Genomic DNA, 16951 nt, shown 5'->3' with positions numbered 1-16951 from the left:
CAAAATTTACGCCCAAGTATAGCTTTTGCCCCAGCTTTCCTTAGCTAGAGATTCAATGGTATCTACTAAACTATCTTCTACCATAAACGTATCACCTTGTTCATACGGATTATAATGGTAGGCATACATTCTAGAAACAAATTCATAGAAAGGAAGGCTGGATTCCCCCTCTAATTCACCAAAGCCTGACACGCTTGCCTTGATACCTTGCCCCCAATTTTGTGTGCTATCATTATTTGGATTATAGAAATAAACTCGATAGTCCCCGTTCTTATCACGCTCAATTCGTTGGATAGAAACGGCGTGAAGGCCTAAAAGCTCCCCGTGTACATTTGTAAGGAAGATGCCTACTGGGTTGGGATAAATTAGTTTTGAGCCCTCATTGTACTCAGGGTGGTGTGTAGCATAGAACAATTTTACAAACGCCGAGTAGTTTGTAACGTTTAATGTAAGCTGGTCAATCGCATTGAGAAAACCACTAGGAATCCACTCACCATAAAACTCACGGTTTACCCACTTATGACCATCCTCTCCGCGTAGAAGAGTCCGTTTAATCATCTCGTTATAGATTTTATCAAGATGAGGGACCAACAAATTCGAGACAACATCTAAATCCTGTTGGATGCTACCCGCAACGCCTTCTTTTAAAAGACTGGAATTGATAGGTTCATTCTCAAAGGTCATCTCGATATTGTTATCACGTGCTGCATGGATAATATACGTCAGCAATTGACTAGGATTAAACTGTGCCCAAAGAGAGAGTGCTCTTGCAGATTGACATATAGGATTTTGCCCTTGACCAATACCAAGTGGTTGCCCAAGCACACTTATTACCCCGGCAATTAGGATACCATTTAGACTAATTCCACTTTGTTCATGAACAAAAATTGAAACGGCTCTTCGTACTTCCGCATGTATAGGCAGTTCAAATAATTGTTGAATGGAAGGAACTAAAGATTCAATCTTCAGCACTCCTCGATTCAACATACTTGAAAGACCGTAAATGGCTTGTCTCGTTTCAGGATAAATGGCAATCTGCACAATATCATAAATTAGCTTTTGATTTTCATCAAAGCTTGCACTGCCTGAATCTGTTAATGAAAGGGCAGTTGGGAGTATAGTAGGTTTTTTTCGGTTCAGGAAGCGAACTAACACCGTATGGAAAGGTGAAACTAGGCCAGTTTCCTTCATGGATTGAGCAAACAATTTTGCCTCGACAGTTAGTTCTTCCTCTGTTGCATGCTCTATTTTTAATCGGTATTCCCTTTGGTTAGATGCTTGATTACTTATGGGTGTTGGAGCACCAATCGCCTTTGTATATTTATCTATTGCCTCTAAAGTCTCGTGATCAAGCTCGCTAGTTGCTAATTGCTGAGACAACTGAATCATTTCTATAATTCTGCGAGTGATAATTGGGCGTTGCACCGTTAATCGGTCAATCTCTATAATCATCTGGTCAGCTACTTCTTTAAATGATAGTTCTTGGCCAAGATAAGTTAAAAGATTTTGTGCGCGAACGATATGTTCTTCTGGTGGAGCGTCTGTAGTTGCAGAATCTTCGAGAGATAGAAGATTGAGATTTAGAGCAACCACTTCATTTAAAAATACACAAGCTTCTTCTTTTGAGATGCTTTCATGCTTGTAAGTCCCCTTTGCAATGGCTAGCATACGCATTTCGCTCAGCAATTCGAGAATGGAATAAATACCTCTTAATCTTAAAGAATTCCCTACGAATGGAGGCTGTAACTTCGTTGGATCTTCCCAATCCCCAGAGAGGAATACACCTGCTTCATCAAACTGATGGGCATATTTATCAAGTACAGCCATTCCTCCATCCATGCATGCCAACTCATTAGCTAACTGGAAAACATCTGTTTGATACAAACCTTTCGCAAAAGGCTTTGCCTGATTGAGAATAGTCAATGCCTCTTTAAATTTGTTTTCTAGAAGATCGATTGGTTTTACAGCTTTTCTTGTTCTGGAGGCACCTGTTGCTCGTCGTTTCGTTTGGGCAGTAGACTTTTTTTCCGTTGTAACAGTAGGACTCATCCTTTAATACACTCCTTATAAGTAGAAATTATGTTTTTCAAATTCTTCTAAAAGCTTTCTCATTTCCTCTGCGTCTTCACCAAAAAAATTGATGGAACCATAATGATTACCAAACCCTACACGTTCAGCTACTTTAGATGAGGCCGGAATAAACATATTGTGTTTCACAAAATAAGGGTGCTCTTTTAATTCTGTTGGGATATTGAGCCTTGAAATTGCTTTAACTTTTGGATAAACCATTAAGTTGCCAGAGTGCCCTTTTGCTGATACGACTTCTTTAGGGAAAAAGGCGTTTAGCTGTTCTTCTGTTGTATCTGGGTCACAGCAAAGAACTTGGCCTTGATATGGGCTAAAGCCATAAGCTTTTTCGATATGCTCGAAGATATGACCACCCGGTATTCGATTTGCTACCTCACCGAAATAAATTTCGCCATTAGGAGTGATGAAAAATTCAGGATGAATGATGCCAAAGTCTACTTCAAAGGCATTTACAAGCTTTTCAATTTCTCCAAGAATTTGAGGTCTCCACTTTTCCAGTGTAGGAGAGGCTGGAACAAAGTTGGAGTGACCAAGCTTTACATATTCCGTTATATTTAAAAATTTTACCTGGCGGTTATGAATAAAGGCTTCACATGAAAATTCCTGTCCCTCTAAGTGACTTTCCATTAATAACGGGAATTCCTCATCATCAATTTCATCAATATCTTTTTCTTCTCTAATCATTCGATGACCAACTGTACCGGCTTTATCGAAGGGTTTCACGTGAATTGGTTCAAGCTGGTCCTCATCTAGTCTGATTAGTGCTTGATTGATTCTTTTGAAGAATCGAGTGATATCTTCTTTATTGTAGGCTTCTTCAAATATACCTACACGAAGTCCTCCTATGTGGGCACGACGTTTCATTAATCCTTTATCTCGTAGTAATAGGGATTTGTTAAATAGTTTAGGGTTTTCAAAGAGTAAAGAATTCATCATGCCAGCCCATTCCACTGTTTCCTCGTATATAGGAACCGTTAATTTGACATTCAGTTCTTTTAACTTTTCATATAATTCAAATGATCGTTCAATTGGGGTATTGAACTGCCATGGTACAAATGAAATTTCGTTTTTATCAGCAAATGCTTGAAATTCAGGCGGTCCGACGACAACAAAGGGACGCCCCATTTTATCGATTGCTTCGATTGCTTGTAGACTCCATCCAAGTAGTGCAGTTGTTTGGTTGTGATTTGCATTCATTCTCCAAAAATCTCCCGTCTCTTGAAAATATTTTTGACTTGCTAAAGCAAAAGAATCTTTGCGAACTTTATTTTACTAAAAAAAAAACGAATTGAAATCCTTTCGACAAAATATTCTAAAGATTTCAAAAACATTAACAATTTTTACATTTTATCCTATGTATATGTCGACGAGGCTAATGATAAAATGTGAATGGCTAAAATTTCAGGCTTCTGTGAATAGAGAAAAAAATGACACTAAGGGAGAATTTTAAATTGCTAATTCAGAGAAGAGAAAGTCTAGTTGGAGAGTTACTTGGGGGAAAAGACTGGTATGAAAGACTGAAGGAATATTTTCCAGAGAGAGAGATGAAATCGAAGCAACACTTTGAAACACTTTTAAAAGAGAAAAATGAACTCTATCAAGTAATGGAAGGGAACGATTATGTTGTTGTTTATTTTGAACAACAGGATTATGTTTTTATAGATTATATATTAGTATCAGGAAACACTCGTGGGAAGGGAATCGGAGGCAAGGTATTAAACCTGTTTAAGGAAAAAGGGAAGGCCATTATTCTGGAAGTAGAGCCTGTTACAATAGAGGATGGTGACTCTGAAAAAAGAATCCGTTTTTATGAACGTCATGGCTTTTTGAAAATGGAGAATATCGGCTATGAAAGAATCCACAATGTCTCAAAGGAATTAAATAAAATGGATATTTACTGTTGGTCTATTGAGAAATGTGCCGAAGACTGGGTATTAGAGAAAATGAGTGAAATTTACACAAATGTCCATGCTTATAAAACACAAGAATTATATGGTGTGGAACCTCAATCAGTAGCCGATGTACTTTGGCTAAGAAAAAGCTTGCTAGAGGTAAACTAAATAAATCACAAAAAGGGAGAGAGCTATAATATTAAGCTCTCTCCTTTCCAATCTTTTAGAAATTTATTTAAATAGAGGGGTTCTTTTTAATACAATACAAACTGGAATAGCTACAAGCATCCCTACAGCATTTTGTATTAGGTTCCCTGGTATTGAGCCTAAAGGCACGATCCAGTTGCCAAAAATAATGGACTCATACAGATAATAGACTACTAGCATCACAGGAACTGAAACGATCATGGCAAGTAAATTTAATCCAACGCTATTACCATTTTTCCCGTTTGACCAAGCTATTTTCCCTGCTATATACCCCTGCAAACCTCGGGCGATAAATGTGCCTGGTGCCCAAATTGTCCATCCTGACATTAAATCAAATAATGCCATCCCTAAACTGCCTGCGATAGCGCCTTTTTTAGGGCCAAACAAAATGGAGGCGACAAAGAGCATTCCAGTGCCAAGATGAACTAAACCACCATTTCCTCCAATTGGTAGTTTAATATTTAAGAAGACTGTAGCAACAAATACGAGTGCAATAAGGAGTGCCGAAATAATTAAATCAAAGGTTTTTGTTCGTGTGCTTGAATAATCGAGTGTTTTTTGCATCTTAAATATCCTTTCTTACTTTAAGAATTTACAGATAACAATAGCAGATGACTGGTATTAAAAAAAGTATCACTTTTTTAAAAAGTTTTAAGGTCAGATTAAATGAGAAAATCGATACAAAAGAAAACCTTCATTTTTTCAACTAGTTAAAATGACTTAAAATGCAAGTTGTGTAGGACTGAAAAAGGGGGTGATTGTTATCATTTTGAAATGGTAATTAGTACTTTTTACTTTTAAAATCTCTTATTCTTTAAGCGCTGATTGTAAGTTTAAGTTGACTGGATAGGATTAACTAATCATTTTTTTTCTTTTGCTGTATATTTCCCCTTATAAAACTTTCTATTTCCCGCATTTTGAGTAATTTCAGACTAGGATACTTCCCTCTAATGACTTAAAACAATTATTCCCAAATAGTTACAAATAATCAAATTACTAAATGATGGAAGATAATTTACAAATTTAGACAAAAAATATACTTACATTACTATATAGTAGTTTTTACAACTAGAACGATTAAGAACATCTGGGGCTGCTGTTAACCTCAATTCTCGTAAAGAAAGGAGTACTGGATTAGACAATACGGTAGGTGAACAGGTTGTTGTTAATTTCGGGAGGAGGAGAGTTTTTTGAAAAAGAAACGTTCAACCAAAGTTTTAAGCATTACAGCTTCTTTACTTATGACAGTATCATTAATAGCACCTAACGTAGCAAGTGCGCAAGAAGTCAATAAGCTGCATGAGTCTTTAAGACAATCTAGTGTGTCTAATGGTCTTGCAAAAGAAAAAATTAGTGAACGATTACTAACGAATTTTAAGGACAAAGAAAAGGTTACCTTTCTAGTCAAGTTTAAAGAAAAAGCAGATGCCCAGAAGGTTGCCGATCAGGCTCGTAAAACAGCAGAAGAAAAAAACTTATCCGCTCAAAATACGAAGTTAGTTCAACGTTCTGCGGTGGTATCAGAGTTGAAGGCAACTTCCATTGATTCGCAAGCATCTGTTATTAATTTTCTTGAGCAAGAACAAAAAAATGGGAATGTAGAAGAGTTTGATTCTTATTATGTTGTTAATGGAATGGCAGTAACAGCAACAAAAGAAATTGCCGAAAAGATTGCAAGCTTTACTGAGGTAGAAAAAGTACTTCCGAATGAAACTAGACAGTTGGTTACAACTAAAACGGAAGAAGCTAAAACTCCTGCATCAGAAGTTGCTAACGTCGAGTGGAATGTTTCTCGTGTTAAGGCTCCTGAAACATGGGAAATGGGCGTTGATGGCTCTGGGACTGTTGTAGCTAGTATTGATACGGGCGTTGATTGGGATCACCCAGCCTTGAAGGAAAAATACCGAGGCTATAATGAGGCAACGGGTAATGTAAATCATGATTTTAACTGGTTTGACGCAACAGCAGGACAAGCTGAACCATACGATGACGATGGGCATGGAACTCACGTAACAGGTACAATGGTTGGTAGCGAACCAAATGGCTCAAACCAAATCGGCGTAGCACCTGGTGCAGAATTTATCTCCGTCAAAGCGTTCACTCCTGCTGGGGGTACAGATGCAGATCTTTTAGAAGCTGCGGAATGGATTTTAGCTCCAACAGATTCTGAAGGGAATAGTCGAGTTGACCTAGCTCCAGATGTAGTAAACAACTCTTGGGGTGGAGGACCTGGACTTGATGAATGGTACCGAGATGTTGTGATTAGCTGGCGTGCAGCTGAAATTTTCCCGGAATTTTCAGCAGGTAATACAACGCTCTTCAATCCAGGTGGCCCAGGGTCAGTTGCAGCTCCTGCTAACTACCCTGAATCCTTTGCTACAGGAGCAATTGATATCAACAACAAAGTAGCAAGCTTCTCATTGCGTGGACCATCTCCTTATGAAGAAATCAAACCAGATATTTCGGCTCCAGGGGTTAACATTCGTTCTTCTGTACCAGGCGGTGGCTATGAGGGTGGATGGAATGGTACATCCATGGCTGGTCCTGCTGTAGCAGGAGTTGCGGCCCTTCTTCGCCAAGTAAATTCGAATATTACGGTTGATGAAATGGAAGAAATTCTATTAAATACAGCAACACCTTTAACAGACGGGGAGTATCCATCCTCTCCTAACCATGGATATGGCTATGGTTTAGTGGATGCATATTCTGCTGTATCATCTATTGTTTCTGGTCTTGGAACAATTGAAGGTCAAGTAACAAAGCAAGGGGAAGATACGGAAGAACCAACATTTGAACATGAAGCTCCTGTGGAAACCTATGCTGGAATGGATTTATCATTATCGATTTCTATTACAGATAATATTAGCGTTTCATCTGTGAACCTAAACTATGTTGATGGAAATGGTGATGTACAAACAATTGAAGCTGGACGTACATCAGGCGACTACAAATCCGGTGAGTTTGCAGTAGTCATTCCAGGAAGTTGGATTACAGGAAATGAGTTTACTTACTTCTGGACAATCAATGACTTTGGTAATAATGAAGTAACAAGTGATGAATATACAGTTCAAGTAAAGCCAGGCATTACAACAGGTTATTCTGAGGATTTTGAAGGACAACCTATTGGCTGGAGCTCCTTTGGTAATGAAAATAGCTGGGAATGGGGAATACCAACCTCAGGTCCAGGCAATGCAGCTTCGGGAGAGAAAGTATATGCAACTAATTTAGATGGCACATATGAAAGTAATATGAATGCAACATTGATTATGCCTCCAGTGGATTTACCTGAGGGCAGCAGCTATCTGCAGTTTAAGCATTGGCATAATTTTGAGATGTCTTCTTCAGGAAGAGCATGGGATTATGGTCATGTCGTTATTTCTACTGATTTAGAAAACTGGACTCAATTACAGCAAGTATCTGGGGTTTCGAATGGTTGGTTAAGTTCAGAGATTAATTTAACGGAGTATGCAGGCCAACGAGTGTATATTGGTTTTAATGCTTATTCAGATGGCAGTGTTTTACGTGATGGCTGGTATATTGATGATGTGGCATTATCTAATACAGCCCTTACGAAAAATCAATTAGGCGTTATTAAAAAGATTAAAGCTGAAAAATCGAAAAAACTAACAAAAGACGAAAAGGCTGCTGAAAATGAAAAGGACAAAACGCAAAAGCCTGTTGATCCAACGAAAATTGAGCCAGTGCTTCCTGAAAAAGCAAAAGCACCAATCGTTGAGACGATTGTAAATCCAACTCTTCTTCCACTTGGTGCACAAGTTAGTGTTCTTGAATCAGGTCGTTCGGTTTATACAAATCCTGCTGATGGGTCCTACTCATTAATGCATAGTGCGGGTACATTTACTGTAAAAGCTGGAGCGTATGGATATGAATCAGAAGAACAGACGGTTGCGTTAGATGCTGATCAAGCTGTTACGGCCGACTTTACTTTAGAAGAGCTTCCTGAGAATACAGTAACGGGTTCAATTAGTGATGCACAAACTGGTGAGCCAATTGAAGGAGCAACTTTACTTCTTGTAGAGGATGCTAACATTACACCGGTATCAACTGATGCAAGTGGAGAGTATTCATTAACTGCCTACGAAGGTGATTATACTTTAAAAGTTGTGGCGAATGGATACCATAGCAAAGAAGTATCTGTTTCAATCGATGCAGATGGTGCAATACAAGATGTTTCCCTTGAACCGTTCTACACATATCCAGGTGGAGAAATTGGTTATGATGACGGTACAGCAGAAAATGCTCGTGCATTCTATGATGCCGGGAATGGATGGGCAGTTAAAATGTCACTACCGGATGGTGAAAAAAGCGGTATTGTAACAGACGGTGTATTCCGTTTCTGGGATACTTCTTGGCCAAGCCCTGGAGGCACGAACTTTAAAATTGAAGTTTGGGATGCAACTGGATCAGGTGGAGCACCTGGTAAAAAAATCGCCGGACCGATCGATGCAACGGCGCTTCGAAATGGTGAATGGACAGTAGTGGACTTACGTGAACACAATATCACTGTAAACGGTGATTTCTATATGGTTTACATTCAAGCAGCTGCTAATACGAATTCACCGGGACTGGGTACAGATGAAAATGGTACAAATGCTGGAAGAAGCTATCAATTTGTCTCAGGTTCTTGGTCTCCGTCCCCTGCTGAGGAAGGGAACTATATGATCCGTGCACGAGTAAGCTATGAAGTAGATGCACCAGTCATTACGGCTCCGACGGAAAGTTTTATTACAAATGAAGCTGAATTGACTGTGACAGGAACGGCATCTCCAACTACAACAATTGAGCTACTACAAAATGGAGAATCAGCTGGCTCTGCTAATGTAAGCGAAAACGGCCAATTTGAAATTCCGGTGTCGCTTGTGGAGGGAAATAACGAGTTAAAAGTTACTTCCACATTAGATGGCAGAAAAACTGGAGAATCTTCGCCGGTAACGGTTGTATTAGACTCAGCAAACCCAACAATTACTATATCAGCCCCAGCAAATGGAGAGAAAATTAAAAGGGAGTCAGTAACTGTCACGGGTACTGTTGAAGATGCTAACCTAGAATTTGTCAAGGTAAATGGGCAAAAAGCTACTATAACAAATGGTAAATTCTCGCAACGTATTTTACTGGAAAATGGAACAAATAATATTAAAGTAATTGCACAGGATTTAGCAGGCAATCGTGCAACAAAATCACTTACTGTATCCGCAGATTTTGATGCACCTGTTATTGAAAACGTGAAACCAGCAACTGATCTTAACTTAGTCACTGGTAAGAGCGTAAAAATTGAATTTGATAGTGAACCAGGTTTAAGAGCTACATTTATGGTTCATATGCCTTTGACTAACGTAGGTGGCCAGCTGCAAAACGCAACGGAGTTACCTATGATGGAAGAAAGCTCAGGACACTATGTTGGATATTATACAGTCCCATATGGAACAATTGCAGATGGCGCACAAATTGAAGTGAAAGCTGTTGATAGCTTTAATAATGAAACCCGAGCAAAAGCAGCTGGAAAACTTTATATCAATTTAGAAGCATCCAATACCAAATCAACAGATGTTAAAGAAACTGGAAATACTTCCATTAAAAAACCTTAAAGTTGCGCTAAGACCCTCAAAGATCTTTCTTTGAGGGTTTTTTTGGGTAGTTTATGAACTTGGTTCAAATTAAAATAAAATTCTTTAATTGGGGCAAAATAAATGCGAAAAGAGTGTAAATAAGAATAATGCATAATTCTTTTTATACTTTTTACGACAATCTTTTGAGGAGGATAGCAATGCCAAATGTAGAAGTAAGCTGTGCTGTTTCGAACTGTATTTTCCATGAAAAAGGAAATGTTTGTGGAGCGGAAAAAATTCAGATTGATATGGATTACCATTCTAAAAACAAGAATACAGAATTTGCATCAGATTTTGACTTTGAGAAAATTTCTGAAGAAGCAAATAATTCCCGAGATACGTGCTGTAAAACGTTCGAACCTAAGGATGAACGTAGGAATAAATAGATTCTTTCTATTTTGTGAATCATTTATTCAAAATGAAACATGAAGGCAAAGCTGTTTGAAACAAATGATTGTTAGGGTCAGGTAGTAAGGACTAGTTCTTTACTACCTGATCTATTTCCATTATAAGAAAATAATGGATTTACAGAAAATTATTACTTTTATTCATAAGTAACTTAATATATAAAATTGAATCCGATTCATATATAATTTAAGACAAATTAACTAAGAAACAGAGGTTCAATCATGTTTTCTATTCCTGATTCCCAGGGGATTACCATCCTGCATGGAGACTATTCTGTCCCATTAGTCGTCTTATCTGTTTTTATTGCTTGTTGTGCATCTTATGCCGCATTACTTATGAATCAAAGAATCCAAGAGAATGGCTTTTTCCCAAAAGCTTTTTGGTTATTACTCTCTTCAGTGGCAATGGGACTAGGGATATGGTCGATGCACTTTATAGGAATGAGTGCGTTTATGCTTCCTATACCAATGAGAAATGACCTCTTCTTAACGATTATTTCTATCCTACCTGCTATTATTGCATCGTATGTGGCATTTAGTTTTGCCAATAAGTCACATCAAACACTTCTTTCCTATCCGATTATAGGAATTATTATGGGATTAGGAATTGCTTCTATGCATTATATAGGCATGGCAGCAATGAAAACAGAAGCCAAGTATTTTTATAAGCCAGGTTTATTTATCCTTTCTATTTTTATTGCCATTGTTGTGTCTATGGTTGCCATGTTTGTGTTCTCTACCTTACAAAAATATATGGGAAATCGGTTAATCAAAATTATTACAGCGATTTTGTTAGGAATTGCCATCTCCAGCATGCATTATACTGGAATGTCGGCTGTTGTTTTCTATTTAGAGGGACCTATAAAAGTGGCTGACCATATGCATATTTTCCATATGGATTTATCGGTTATCGTATTAGCATCTGTTGGAATATTATTTATTATTATCGGACTAACAGGTGTTTTAGAACGCTTTGTAGATTACCGTTTAAATTACTATGATGCCTTAACATTATTCCCAAATCAACGTCAGCTCGAAAAGGATACAAATAATTTAAAGACAACAGGTAGTCTTGCGATTCTACAAATACAAGATCTTGAAAAATGGATTAACCAATATGGTTATGTATTTGGTGATAAGGTCATAAAAGCGATTGGAGAGGTTCTTGAGAATAACAAATTACTTTCTTTTAAGATTTATCGAATAGAAGGAAACCGATTTGCCGTGTATACTTTTGACCGATCTGATAAATTAAAGGGCTTAATGGAAAGCATCTCTTCTAGTTTAAAAAAGCCGATTGAAATAGATGATTACTCAATAGTAGTAGATACAGTTTGTGCAATCTCCTCTTCAAAGAATAAGGAAAGTGTTTTAGAGCTATTATCAAACAATTTAGCTGTACTCCATTATCCTTCTAGTAATTATGACCAAAATGTCATAGAATTCGATCCGAAGATCCATACCTATAATGTAGATAGACAAATTGTCGAAGATATTGATAAAGCCATGGTAAATGACGAGTTATTTTTGGTTTACCAGCCAAAAGTTCAATCGCATTCAAAAAAGGTCTCTGGAGTAGAAGCTTTAGTTCGTTGGAGACATCCAGAAAAAGGATTGGTTTCCCCAGGTATGTTTATTCCAATTGTTGAAGCTGCAGGGGATAAAATATTTGATTTAACGGATTGGATTTTTGAGCATGTATGTCAGCAAATTTCACGTTGGATACAAGATGAAGTAGAATTTGAACAGGTATCTATTAATATCCCTGGATCTTATATTACCTCATCCAGACTGTATGAAGTGATTACCTCAAACCTCGAAAGATATAAGGTTGATAGTAGATATATAGAACTGGAAATCACAGAAACAAGTGTCGTTCATGATATTAAACATGCAATAACAGCGATTAATAAATTTAGGGAAATCGGTTTGTCAGTTGCATTAGATGATTTTGGAACAGGGCTTTCTTCACTATCGTATTTAAAGAGAATGCCGATATCGACAATTAAAATTGATAAATCCTTTGTAGATGGAATTTCCAATTCGGAAAAGGATTCCGCTGTATTAAAATCAATTATTACTTTATCGAACTCTTTAAATTTGAAAATAGTCATTGAAGGTGTAGAAACTGAGGAACAATATAATTTTATTTATTCAATGGAGGAAGCTCCTCTTATTCAAGGATATTACTTCTCTAGACCATTAACATCCGAAGAATTTATAAAGTGGGCAATCGAAAGATAATATGTAAATTGATGAGGTGTTCCAATTAGGACACCTCATTTTGAATAGTAAGTAGATTTGTTATAAAATGGGGAATAATATTGATGATTTAACTAAAGGAGACCCAAAAATATGATTACAAATATTGGAACAGTGGCAGTTTATGTAGAAAATCAACAAAATGCAAAAATTTTTTGGACAGAGAAAGTAGGATTTGAAGTAATAGCGGAGCACGAAATGGGACCAAATGCATTTTGGCTTGAAGTAGCACCTGCAGATGAAAAAAGCAGACTTGTTATTTATCCTAAAACAATGATGCAAGGATCAGAAAACCTCAAAGCTTCCATCGTATTTGATTGTGAGAATGTATTGGAAACCTATGAAAAAATGAAGGCCAATGGGGTAAATTTTAAAGGTGAACCACAACAAATGCCATGGGGAACTTTTGTACAGTTTAGTGATGAGGATGGAAACGAATTCTTATTAAAAGGCTAGTTTAGATCATGGCTTAAACCCTCTTGTTTTTTGCAAGAGGGTTATTTAAAAGGGAATAAAATAAGAAGCATTCCTTATAATAGATTTAAACGATGAGGTTAAAATGGAAGAAGTAATATTAGATAAATTAAAAGAAATTGAAAAACAATATCATGTTAGAGTTCTACTTGCAGTAGAATCTGGAAGTCGTGCATGGGGATTTGCTTCAGGTGCAAGCGATTATGATGTGCGATTTATCTATGTTCATCCACCAGAATGGTATCTTTCCATTGATCCTCAAGGGACAGGTTCAAAAAAAGATGTCATTGACTATTCGAATCATAAAAATTTAGATATCAGTGGCTGGGAGCTTACAAAATCTTTACGTCTTTTTAGAAAAAGCAATCCAACCATTTTTGAGTGGCTTAGAAGTGATTTAATTTATCTTCAAAATGAACTGTTTGTGGAAAAAATACATGTACTTGAATCAGCTGTTCTCAATAAAGTTCCAATCTTGCATCACTACTTTAACCTTGCAATGGGTAACTACAAGAAATATTTCCAAGGAAAAGATGTGAAAATTAAAATCTACTTATATATTCTAAAATCATTATTGTCATGTCAGTGGATTGATAGGTACAACTCTTTTCCACCTAATCGAATCCAGGATCTAATAATGGTTATGAATGATGAAAAAGTGAAGCAAGAGGTTGAACAATTGGTGAAACAAAAACATTTAGGGGAGGAGAAGGTTTCTCCTTTAAATTACCCTGTAACAAAGGAGTTTATCGAAGCTGAGATACGCACTATTCAACAACGCCTTTCCTCACAAAAGGGAGAGCAAAAGCATATAACCAATCAACTCGATGAACTATTTAGAGATACTTTAGCTAATATGTGGTCTCTAAAGTAATGAAAGCCAATAAAGATGTATACTGCAAATACCGAAATAAAGGCAAAACACGCCAACCAATGAAAATAAATAGAGCTTTTGAAAGTAGACTTGACTATTCGTATAAACCCAATAGGAGACAAAAAGGATAAGGAGAGATAGGCCCACCTTTAAACCTATAAATAGAGCGGGGTTAATAGAAATAATGAAATCCATGATGGGATTCATTTCTTCTATTAATTTTTTCATTAACCCATAGTTCGTTACAATTCCATCAAACAAGTTTAAAAGAGCAATGGAAATTCCAAATAGCATAATGTATTTTTTCCCCATGATACCTTCCTTCACTATGGTAAAATTTTCATATACATTATTAACTGATTTTTCCATTATTATTCTGATTACTTTTTTACGAATGTTACCCGAGTTATACTCCTACCAAATAGTATGCATTTATATCTATCTAAATGTATGTAAATGAAAATCCCACTGAATACTAAATCAGTGGGATTGTACGATTTATTGAATGAGATATTCTTCTTTTAGCTCTGAAATGTTTACTTCAGAATGTTCTTCATGAGCATGTCTTAAGTGAACTGTGGCAGTTTTACCATCATCATGTAATTTATCAATCCAAACAGAAACACCATTATAGCTAACTTCAAACTCCTTAGATGAAGCAACAATTTCTTGTGCACGATTATAATCCATCGAGAGCAGCCTCCTTAACTTTGGTTCTTCTTTGCTTTTTGCGCTAATTGATGAAGTTCGTTTAATTCTTGAGCAATTTCCTCTCGCATTTCACCAGGTGCAATTTTTGCATTTTTTGGTGTTTGCGGTAGTGACTGTTTGTTCGTACCTTTACTTTTGCTGTCGTCTCTTCCCATAAGGAAATCTCCTTTCGATTTGAATTCCTATTTAATATGGCTTCTGGTAAGATTTTTATCATTAAAAATTAGCATTTTCGCAAATTAAAAAAACCTAAATAAAAAAGAGATGTCTCAAAAGCCACCTATAACTTTTGAGACACACTATTTAGAGTGCTTATTGTAAACTAACGCCCGTTTCAGCCGAGATGGCTTCCAATTCATACAACCAATCCCGAAGCAGTGCTCTTGCTTGATCCAAGCCTTGGTTAGCTTGCGTCATTGTTTCCATATCTTGCTCTTCTAAAGCAGAAATCATTAATGTAAAGGCATTATATTGTGTATTTGCTCCTTCAATATATAATTCATGAAGGTCTTGTATACGTGGGTTTTTCGGCATGATGGTCTCTAGCTCTACAACAAATTGTCGATAACCTGGAAGAACATCATCTAGTAATGTATAGTAAAGAATTTCATCACTAACATAGTTAGCTCCAGTCACACTATCATAAAGACCAATTATTCGATCTTCTTCCGGAGCCAATAAAATGATTTCATCAATATAATTTGTAAAATCTTGAGCTAGTTCTGAATCTGGATTGGAAGTTACAGTTTCAGTTTTAGTTTCAGATTCATTTTCAGTTCCTGATTGTTCGGTTGATGACGTTTCCTCAGTTACAACTGGTTCTTCAGTTGTTGTCGTATTTTCTTTCTTAGAATCTGAGTCACTACATCCAACTAAAAAAACAAAAGTAACAAGTGAAAGATAAAGTGATAATCTTTTCATGTTTCTCCTATCCTCCAACGAAATCCTTTAAAAGGACGTTGAATTTTGTTTTTAAAAATCGCATTCTTTGTAGGATATTCAAAAACACAAAAAGGGTGATTCTGATTACAAAAAAATACCAGAGAAAAAATTCTCCGGCAAATACTTCATTACATATATAATCCAGCTAGGAAAATTCCTAAGGCATCTTCATAAATCTCATCAAATTGACTTAAAGGAAGAGGGTTTTCACCTAATCCGAGCTCGACAGTAAACCCAGGCCGACGCCAATCTTGTATAAACCAATCTTTATAACCGGCATAGCTGTCTAAGGTTTGGACTGGTTCATATCCACTAACTCTACTGAACTCATTGACAAGTATCTCTGATTCAGGTGGCTCCATATTTTGAAAGCCCCAATAAATCACTTGCCCTTGTGTATGGAAGGCAAGTACTCGAGCATAATCTCTTCTTCTAGTTAATTGTGCGATTGCAATTGCTTCGGGCTCTGTTAATGGAGCTTCACCTCCATAATCCCTTGGTCCTGGAGTTTTTGGATTGCGGTCTCGTTCTTCTTCCCATTTGGCCGGGAATTGGTCATTTAAATCGACGCCATTAATATTTGCTTTCCAATTTGAGAAATCCGTACTTCCATTATTCCATTGAACTACTTGGTCTCGCCAAGGAGCGTTTTCCGGAGCGCCATTAATAACTAAATCGACTCCATCCGGATTTACCATAGGAACAACAGAAAGCATGGCTTGAAGATAATACGGGAAAGTAGATAAGCCTCGTATGGAATTTTGATTCGTAAGGGATAACAGATAATCGTTTACAAAGGTCATAAGAATAGGTGTAGTAATCCATTCATTAGCATGAAACGAAGCGTTATAATGAACCCTTTTTGCCCCATTTCCAACTAAAAGTTCAGGAATGTTATTCCCTAATACTGAATCTCCAGTGTTTGTCATCCGCATAAATGGATACACAGCAATTAATGACCATAAATCATTCATAAGCGATTGATAATCGTAATTTTGTTTTCCATTTACAATTCGCCAAGTTACTCTTCGAGGAATTCTAATCGTTTGCCCGACCTGTAAAGCATTAGGGTTCACATTTGAGTTTACTAAAAAGAGGCTCTCTACAGGCAAGTTGTTTCTTTGAGCAATTAACCACAAAGAATCACCATTCTGTATTTGATAGTTGACTGTGACATAGCCTGGTACTCTTAATCTTTGGCCTATAGCTAGATATTGTGAATCCACATCTCGATTGGAATCCATTATTAATCGAAGAGGTATTGAAAACAGTTGGCTTAAGTACCAAAAAGAAGTTCCCGGCATTACATAAACGTCCAAATTGTTCCTCCTTGTTGATTGTTTATAAATTACGGTTATAAAATTATATGAATGGATATCTTGTTTATGTTTAATGTGATTTTGAAGGATAGAAAGCGTGTCATTTTCTATGGAAATTATGTAAAAAATGGATAGTGGAAAATTATAA

14 protein-coding genes are annotated in these 16951 nt (G+C 36.8%); 6 read left to right on the top strand and 8 right to left on the bottom strand.

What is annotated here, in order from left to right:
• Positions 1-6: 6 nt before the first annotated feature.
• Together C1N55_RS19985 and C1N55_RS19980 are read right to left on the bottom strand one after the other, a co-directional pair.
• The gene (locus tag C1N55_RS19985; protein ID WP_240758338.1) at positions 7-2049 is read right to left on the bottom strand and encodes a hypothetical protein; all 2043 of its coding nucleotides are present in this window, start codon (positions 2047-2049) and stop codon (positions 7-9) included.
• A gap of 15 nt (positions 2050-2064) precedes the next feature.
• Positions 2065-3285: an ATP-grasp domain-containing protein gene (locus C1N55_RS19980; RefSeq protein WP_137730404.1), complete on the bottom strand. Its 1221-nt coding sequence runs from the start codon at positions 3283-3285 to the stop codon at positions 2065-2067.
• A 254-nt stretch (positions 3286-3539) separates the two neighbouring features.
• On the opposite strand from C1N55_RS19980, the gene C1N55_RS19975 reads away from it, so the two are divergent.
• Positions 3540-4148, top strand: coding sequence for a GNAT family N-acetyltransferase (locus C1N55_RS19975; RefSeq protein WP_240758337.1), 609 nt, complete (start codon positions 3540-3542; stop codon positions 4146-4148).
• A gap of 63 nt (positions 4149-4211) precedes the next feature.
• On the opposite strand, the gene C1N55_RS19970 is transcribed toward C1N55_RS19975, so the two are convergent.
• Positions 4212-4751 carry an ECF transporter S component gene (locus C1N55_RS19970; protein WP_137730402.1) on the bottom strand — a complete coding sequence of 180 codons (540 nt, stop codon included), beginning with the start codon at positions 4749-4751 and terminating at the stop codon, positions 4212-4214.
• A 677-nt stretch (positions 4752-5428) separates the two neighbouring features.
• Here C1N55_RS19970 and C1N55_RS19965 point away from each other — a divergent pair.
• The 5 genes from C1N55_RS19965 (at position 5429) to C1N55_RS19945 (ending at position 13831) form a co-directional block, all read left to right on the top strand.
• Positions 5429-9793 (top strand): S8 family serine peptidase, encoded by a 4365-nt coding sequence (locus C1N55_RS19965; protein ID WP_205758563.1) that lies wholly within the window; start codon positions 5429-5431, stop codon positions 9791-9793.
• Between the two features lie 179 nt (positions 9794-9972).
• Positions 9973-10200, top strand: coding sequence for a DUF1540 domain-containing protein (locus C1N55_RS19960; protein WP_137730400.1), 228 nt, complete (start codon positions 9973-9975; stop codon positions 10198-10200).
• A gap of 243 nt (positions 10201-10443) precedes the next feature.
• Positions 10444-12465 (top strand): bifunctional diguanylate cyclase/phosphodiesterase, encoded by a 2022-nt coding sequence (locus C1N55_RS19955; protein ID WP_137730399.1) that lies wholly within the window; start codon positions 10444-10446, stop codon positions 12463-12465.
• Between the two features lie 111 nt (positions 12466-12576).
• Positions 12577-12939: a VOC family protein gene (locus C1N55_RS19950; RefSeq protein ID WP_137730398.1), complete on the top strand. Its 363-nt coding sequence runs from the start codon at positions 12577-12579 to the stop codon at positions 12937-12939.
• A 103-nt stretch (positions 12940-13042) separates the two neighbouring features.
• Positions 13043-13831, top strand: coding sequence for a nucleotidyltransferase domain-containing protein (locus C1N55_RS19945; protein WP_137730397.1), 789 nt, complete (start codon positions 13043-13045; stop codon positions 13829-13831).
• Here C1N55_RS19945 and C1N55_RS19940 read toward each other — a convergent pair.
• From C1N55_RS19940 to C1N55_RS19925, 5 genes are all read right to left on the bottom strand, one after another.
• Positions 13823-14143, bottom strand: coding sequence for a DUF5658 family protein (locus tag C1N55_RS19940; protein ID WP_168193909.1), 321 nt, complete (start codon positions 14141-14143; stop codon positions 13823-13825). The genes C1N55_RS19945 and C1N55_RS19940 overlap by 9 nt on opposite strands.
• 186 nt (positions 14144-14329) lie before the next feature.
• On the bottom strand, positions 14330-14521 hold the full coding sequence (locus tag C1N55_RS19935; protein ID WP_137730395.1) for an H-type small acid-soluble spore protein: 192 nt from the start codon (positions 14519-14521) through the stop codon (positions 14330-14332).
• Between the two features lie 14 nt (positions 14522-14535).
• Positions 14536-14697 (bottom strand): YfhD family protein, encoded by a 162-nt coding sequence (locus C1N55_RS20650; RefSeq protein WP_168193908.1) that lies wholly within the window; start codon positions 14695-14697, stop codon positions 14536-14538.
• Positions 14698-14854: 157 nt separating this feature from the next.
• Entirely contained in the window at positions 14855-15463 is a 609-nt protein-coding gene (locus tag C1N55_RS19930) for a hypothetical protein (protein WP_137730394.1), read from the bottom strand.
• Positions 15464-15612: 149 nt separating this feature from the next.
• On the bottom strand, positions 15613-16803 hold the full coding sequence (locus tag C1N55_RS19925) for a M14 family metallopeptidase (RefSeq protein WP_137730393.1): 1191 nt from the start codon (positions 16801-16803) through the stop codon (positions 15613-15615).
• Positions 16804-16951 lie beyond the last annotated feature (148 nt).

Origin of the sequence: Lysinibacillus sp. SGAir0095, assembly GCF_005491425.1 — a bacterium.
Lineage (GTDB): Bacteria > Bacillota > Bacilli > Bacillales_A > Planococcaceae > Ureibacillus.
Note: the sequence above shows the minus strand (reverse complement) of the source record. Positions and strands in the feature narration are given on the sequence as shown.

Excerpts from the sequence above, each read along its gene's own strand:
- C1N55_RS19985 (WP_240758338.1), bottom strand. The coding sequence starts at position 2,049 with ATGAGTCCTACTGTTACAACGGAAAAAAAGTCTACTGCCCAAACGAAA.
- C1N55_RS19980 (WP_137730404.1), bottom strand. The coding sequence starts at position 3,285 with ATGAATGCAAATCACAACCAAACAACTGCACTACTTGGATGGAGTCTA.
- C1N55_RS19970 (WP_137730402.1), bottom strand. The coding sequence starts at position 4,751 with ATGCAAAAAACACTCGATTATTCAAGCACACGAACAAAAACCTTTGAT.
- C1N55_RS19965 (WP_205758563.1), top strand. The coding sequence starts at position 5,429 with ATGACAGTATCATTAATAGCACCTAACGTAGCAAGTGCGCAAGAAGTC.
- C1N55_RS19960 (WP_137730400.1), top strand. The coding sequence starts at position 9,973 with ATGCCAAATGTAGAAGTAAGCTGTGCTGTTTCGAACTGTATTTTCCAT.
- C1N55_RS19955 (WP_137730399.1), top strand. The coding sequence starts at position 10,444 with ATGTTTTCTATTCCTGATTCCCAGGGGATTACCATCCTGCATGGAGAC.
- C1N55_RS19950 (WP_137730398.1), top strand. The coding sequence starts at position 12,577 with ATGATTACAAATATTGGAACAGTGGCAGTTTATGTAGAAAATCAACAA.
- C1N55_RS19945 (WP_137730397.1), top strand. The coding sequence starts at position 13,043 with ATGGAAGAAGTAATATTAGATAAATTAAAAGAAATTGAAAAACAATAT.
- C1N55_RS19940 (WP_168193909.1), bottom strand. The coding sequence starts at position 14,143 with ATGGGGAAAAAATACATTATGCTATTTGGAATTTCCATTGCTCTTTTA.
- C1N55_RS19935 (WP_137730395.1), bottom strand. The coding sequence starts at position 14,521 with ATGGATTATAATCGTGCACAAGAAATTGTTGCTTCATCTAAGGAGTTT.
- C1N55_RS20650 (WP_168193908.1), bottom strand. The coding sequence starts at position 14,697 with ATGGGAAGAGACGACAGCAAAAGTAAAGGTACGAACAAACAGTCACTA.
- C1N55_RS19930 (WP_137730394.1), bottom strand. The coding sequence starts at position 15,463 with ATGAAAAGATTATCACTTTATCTTTCACTTGTTACTTTTGTTTTTTTA.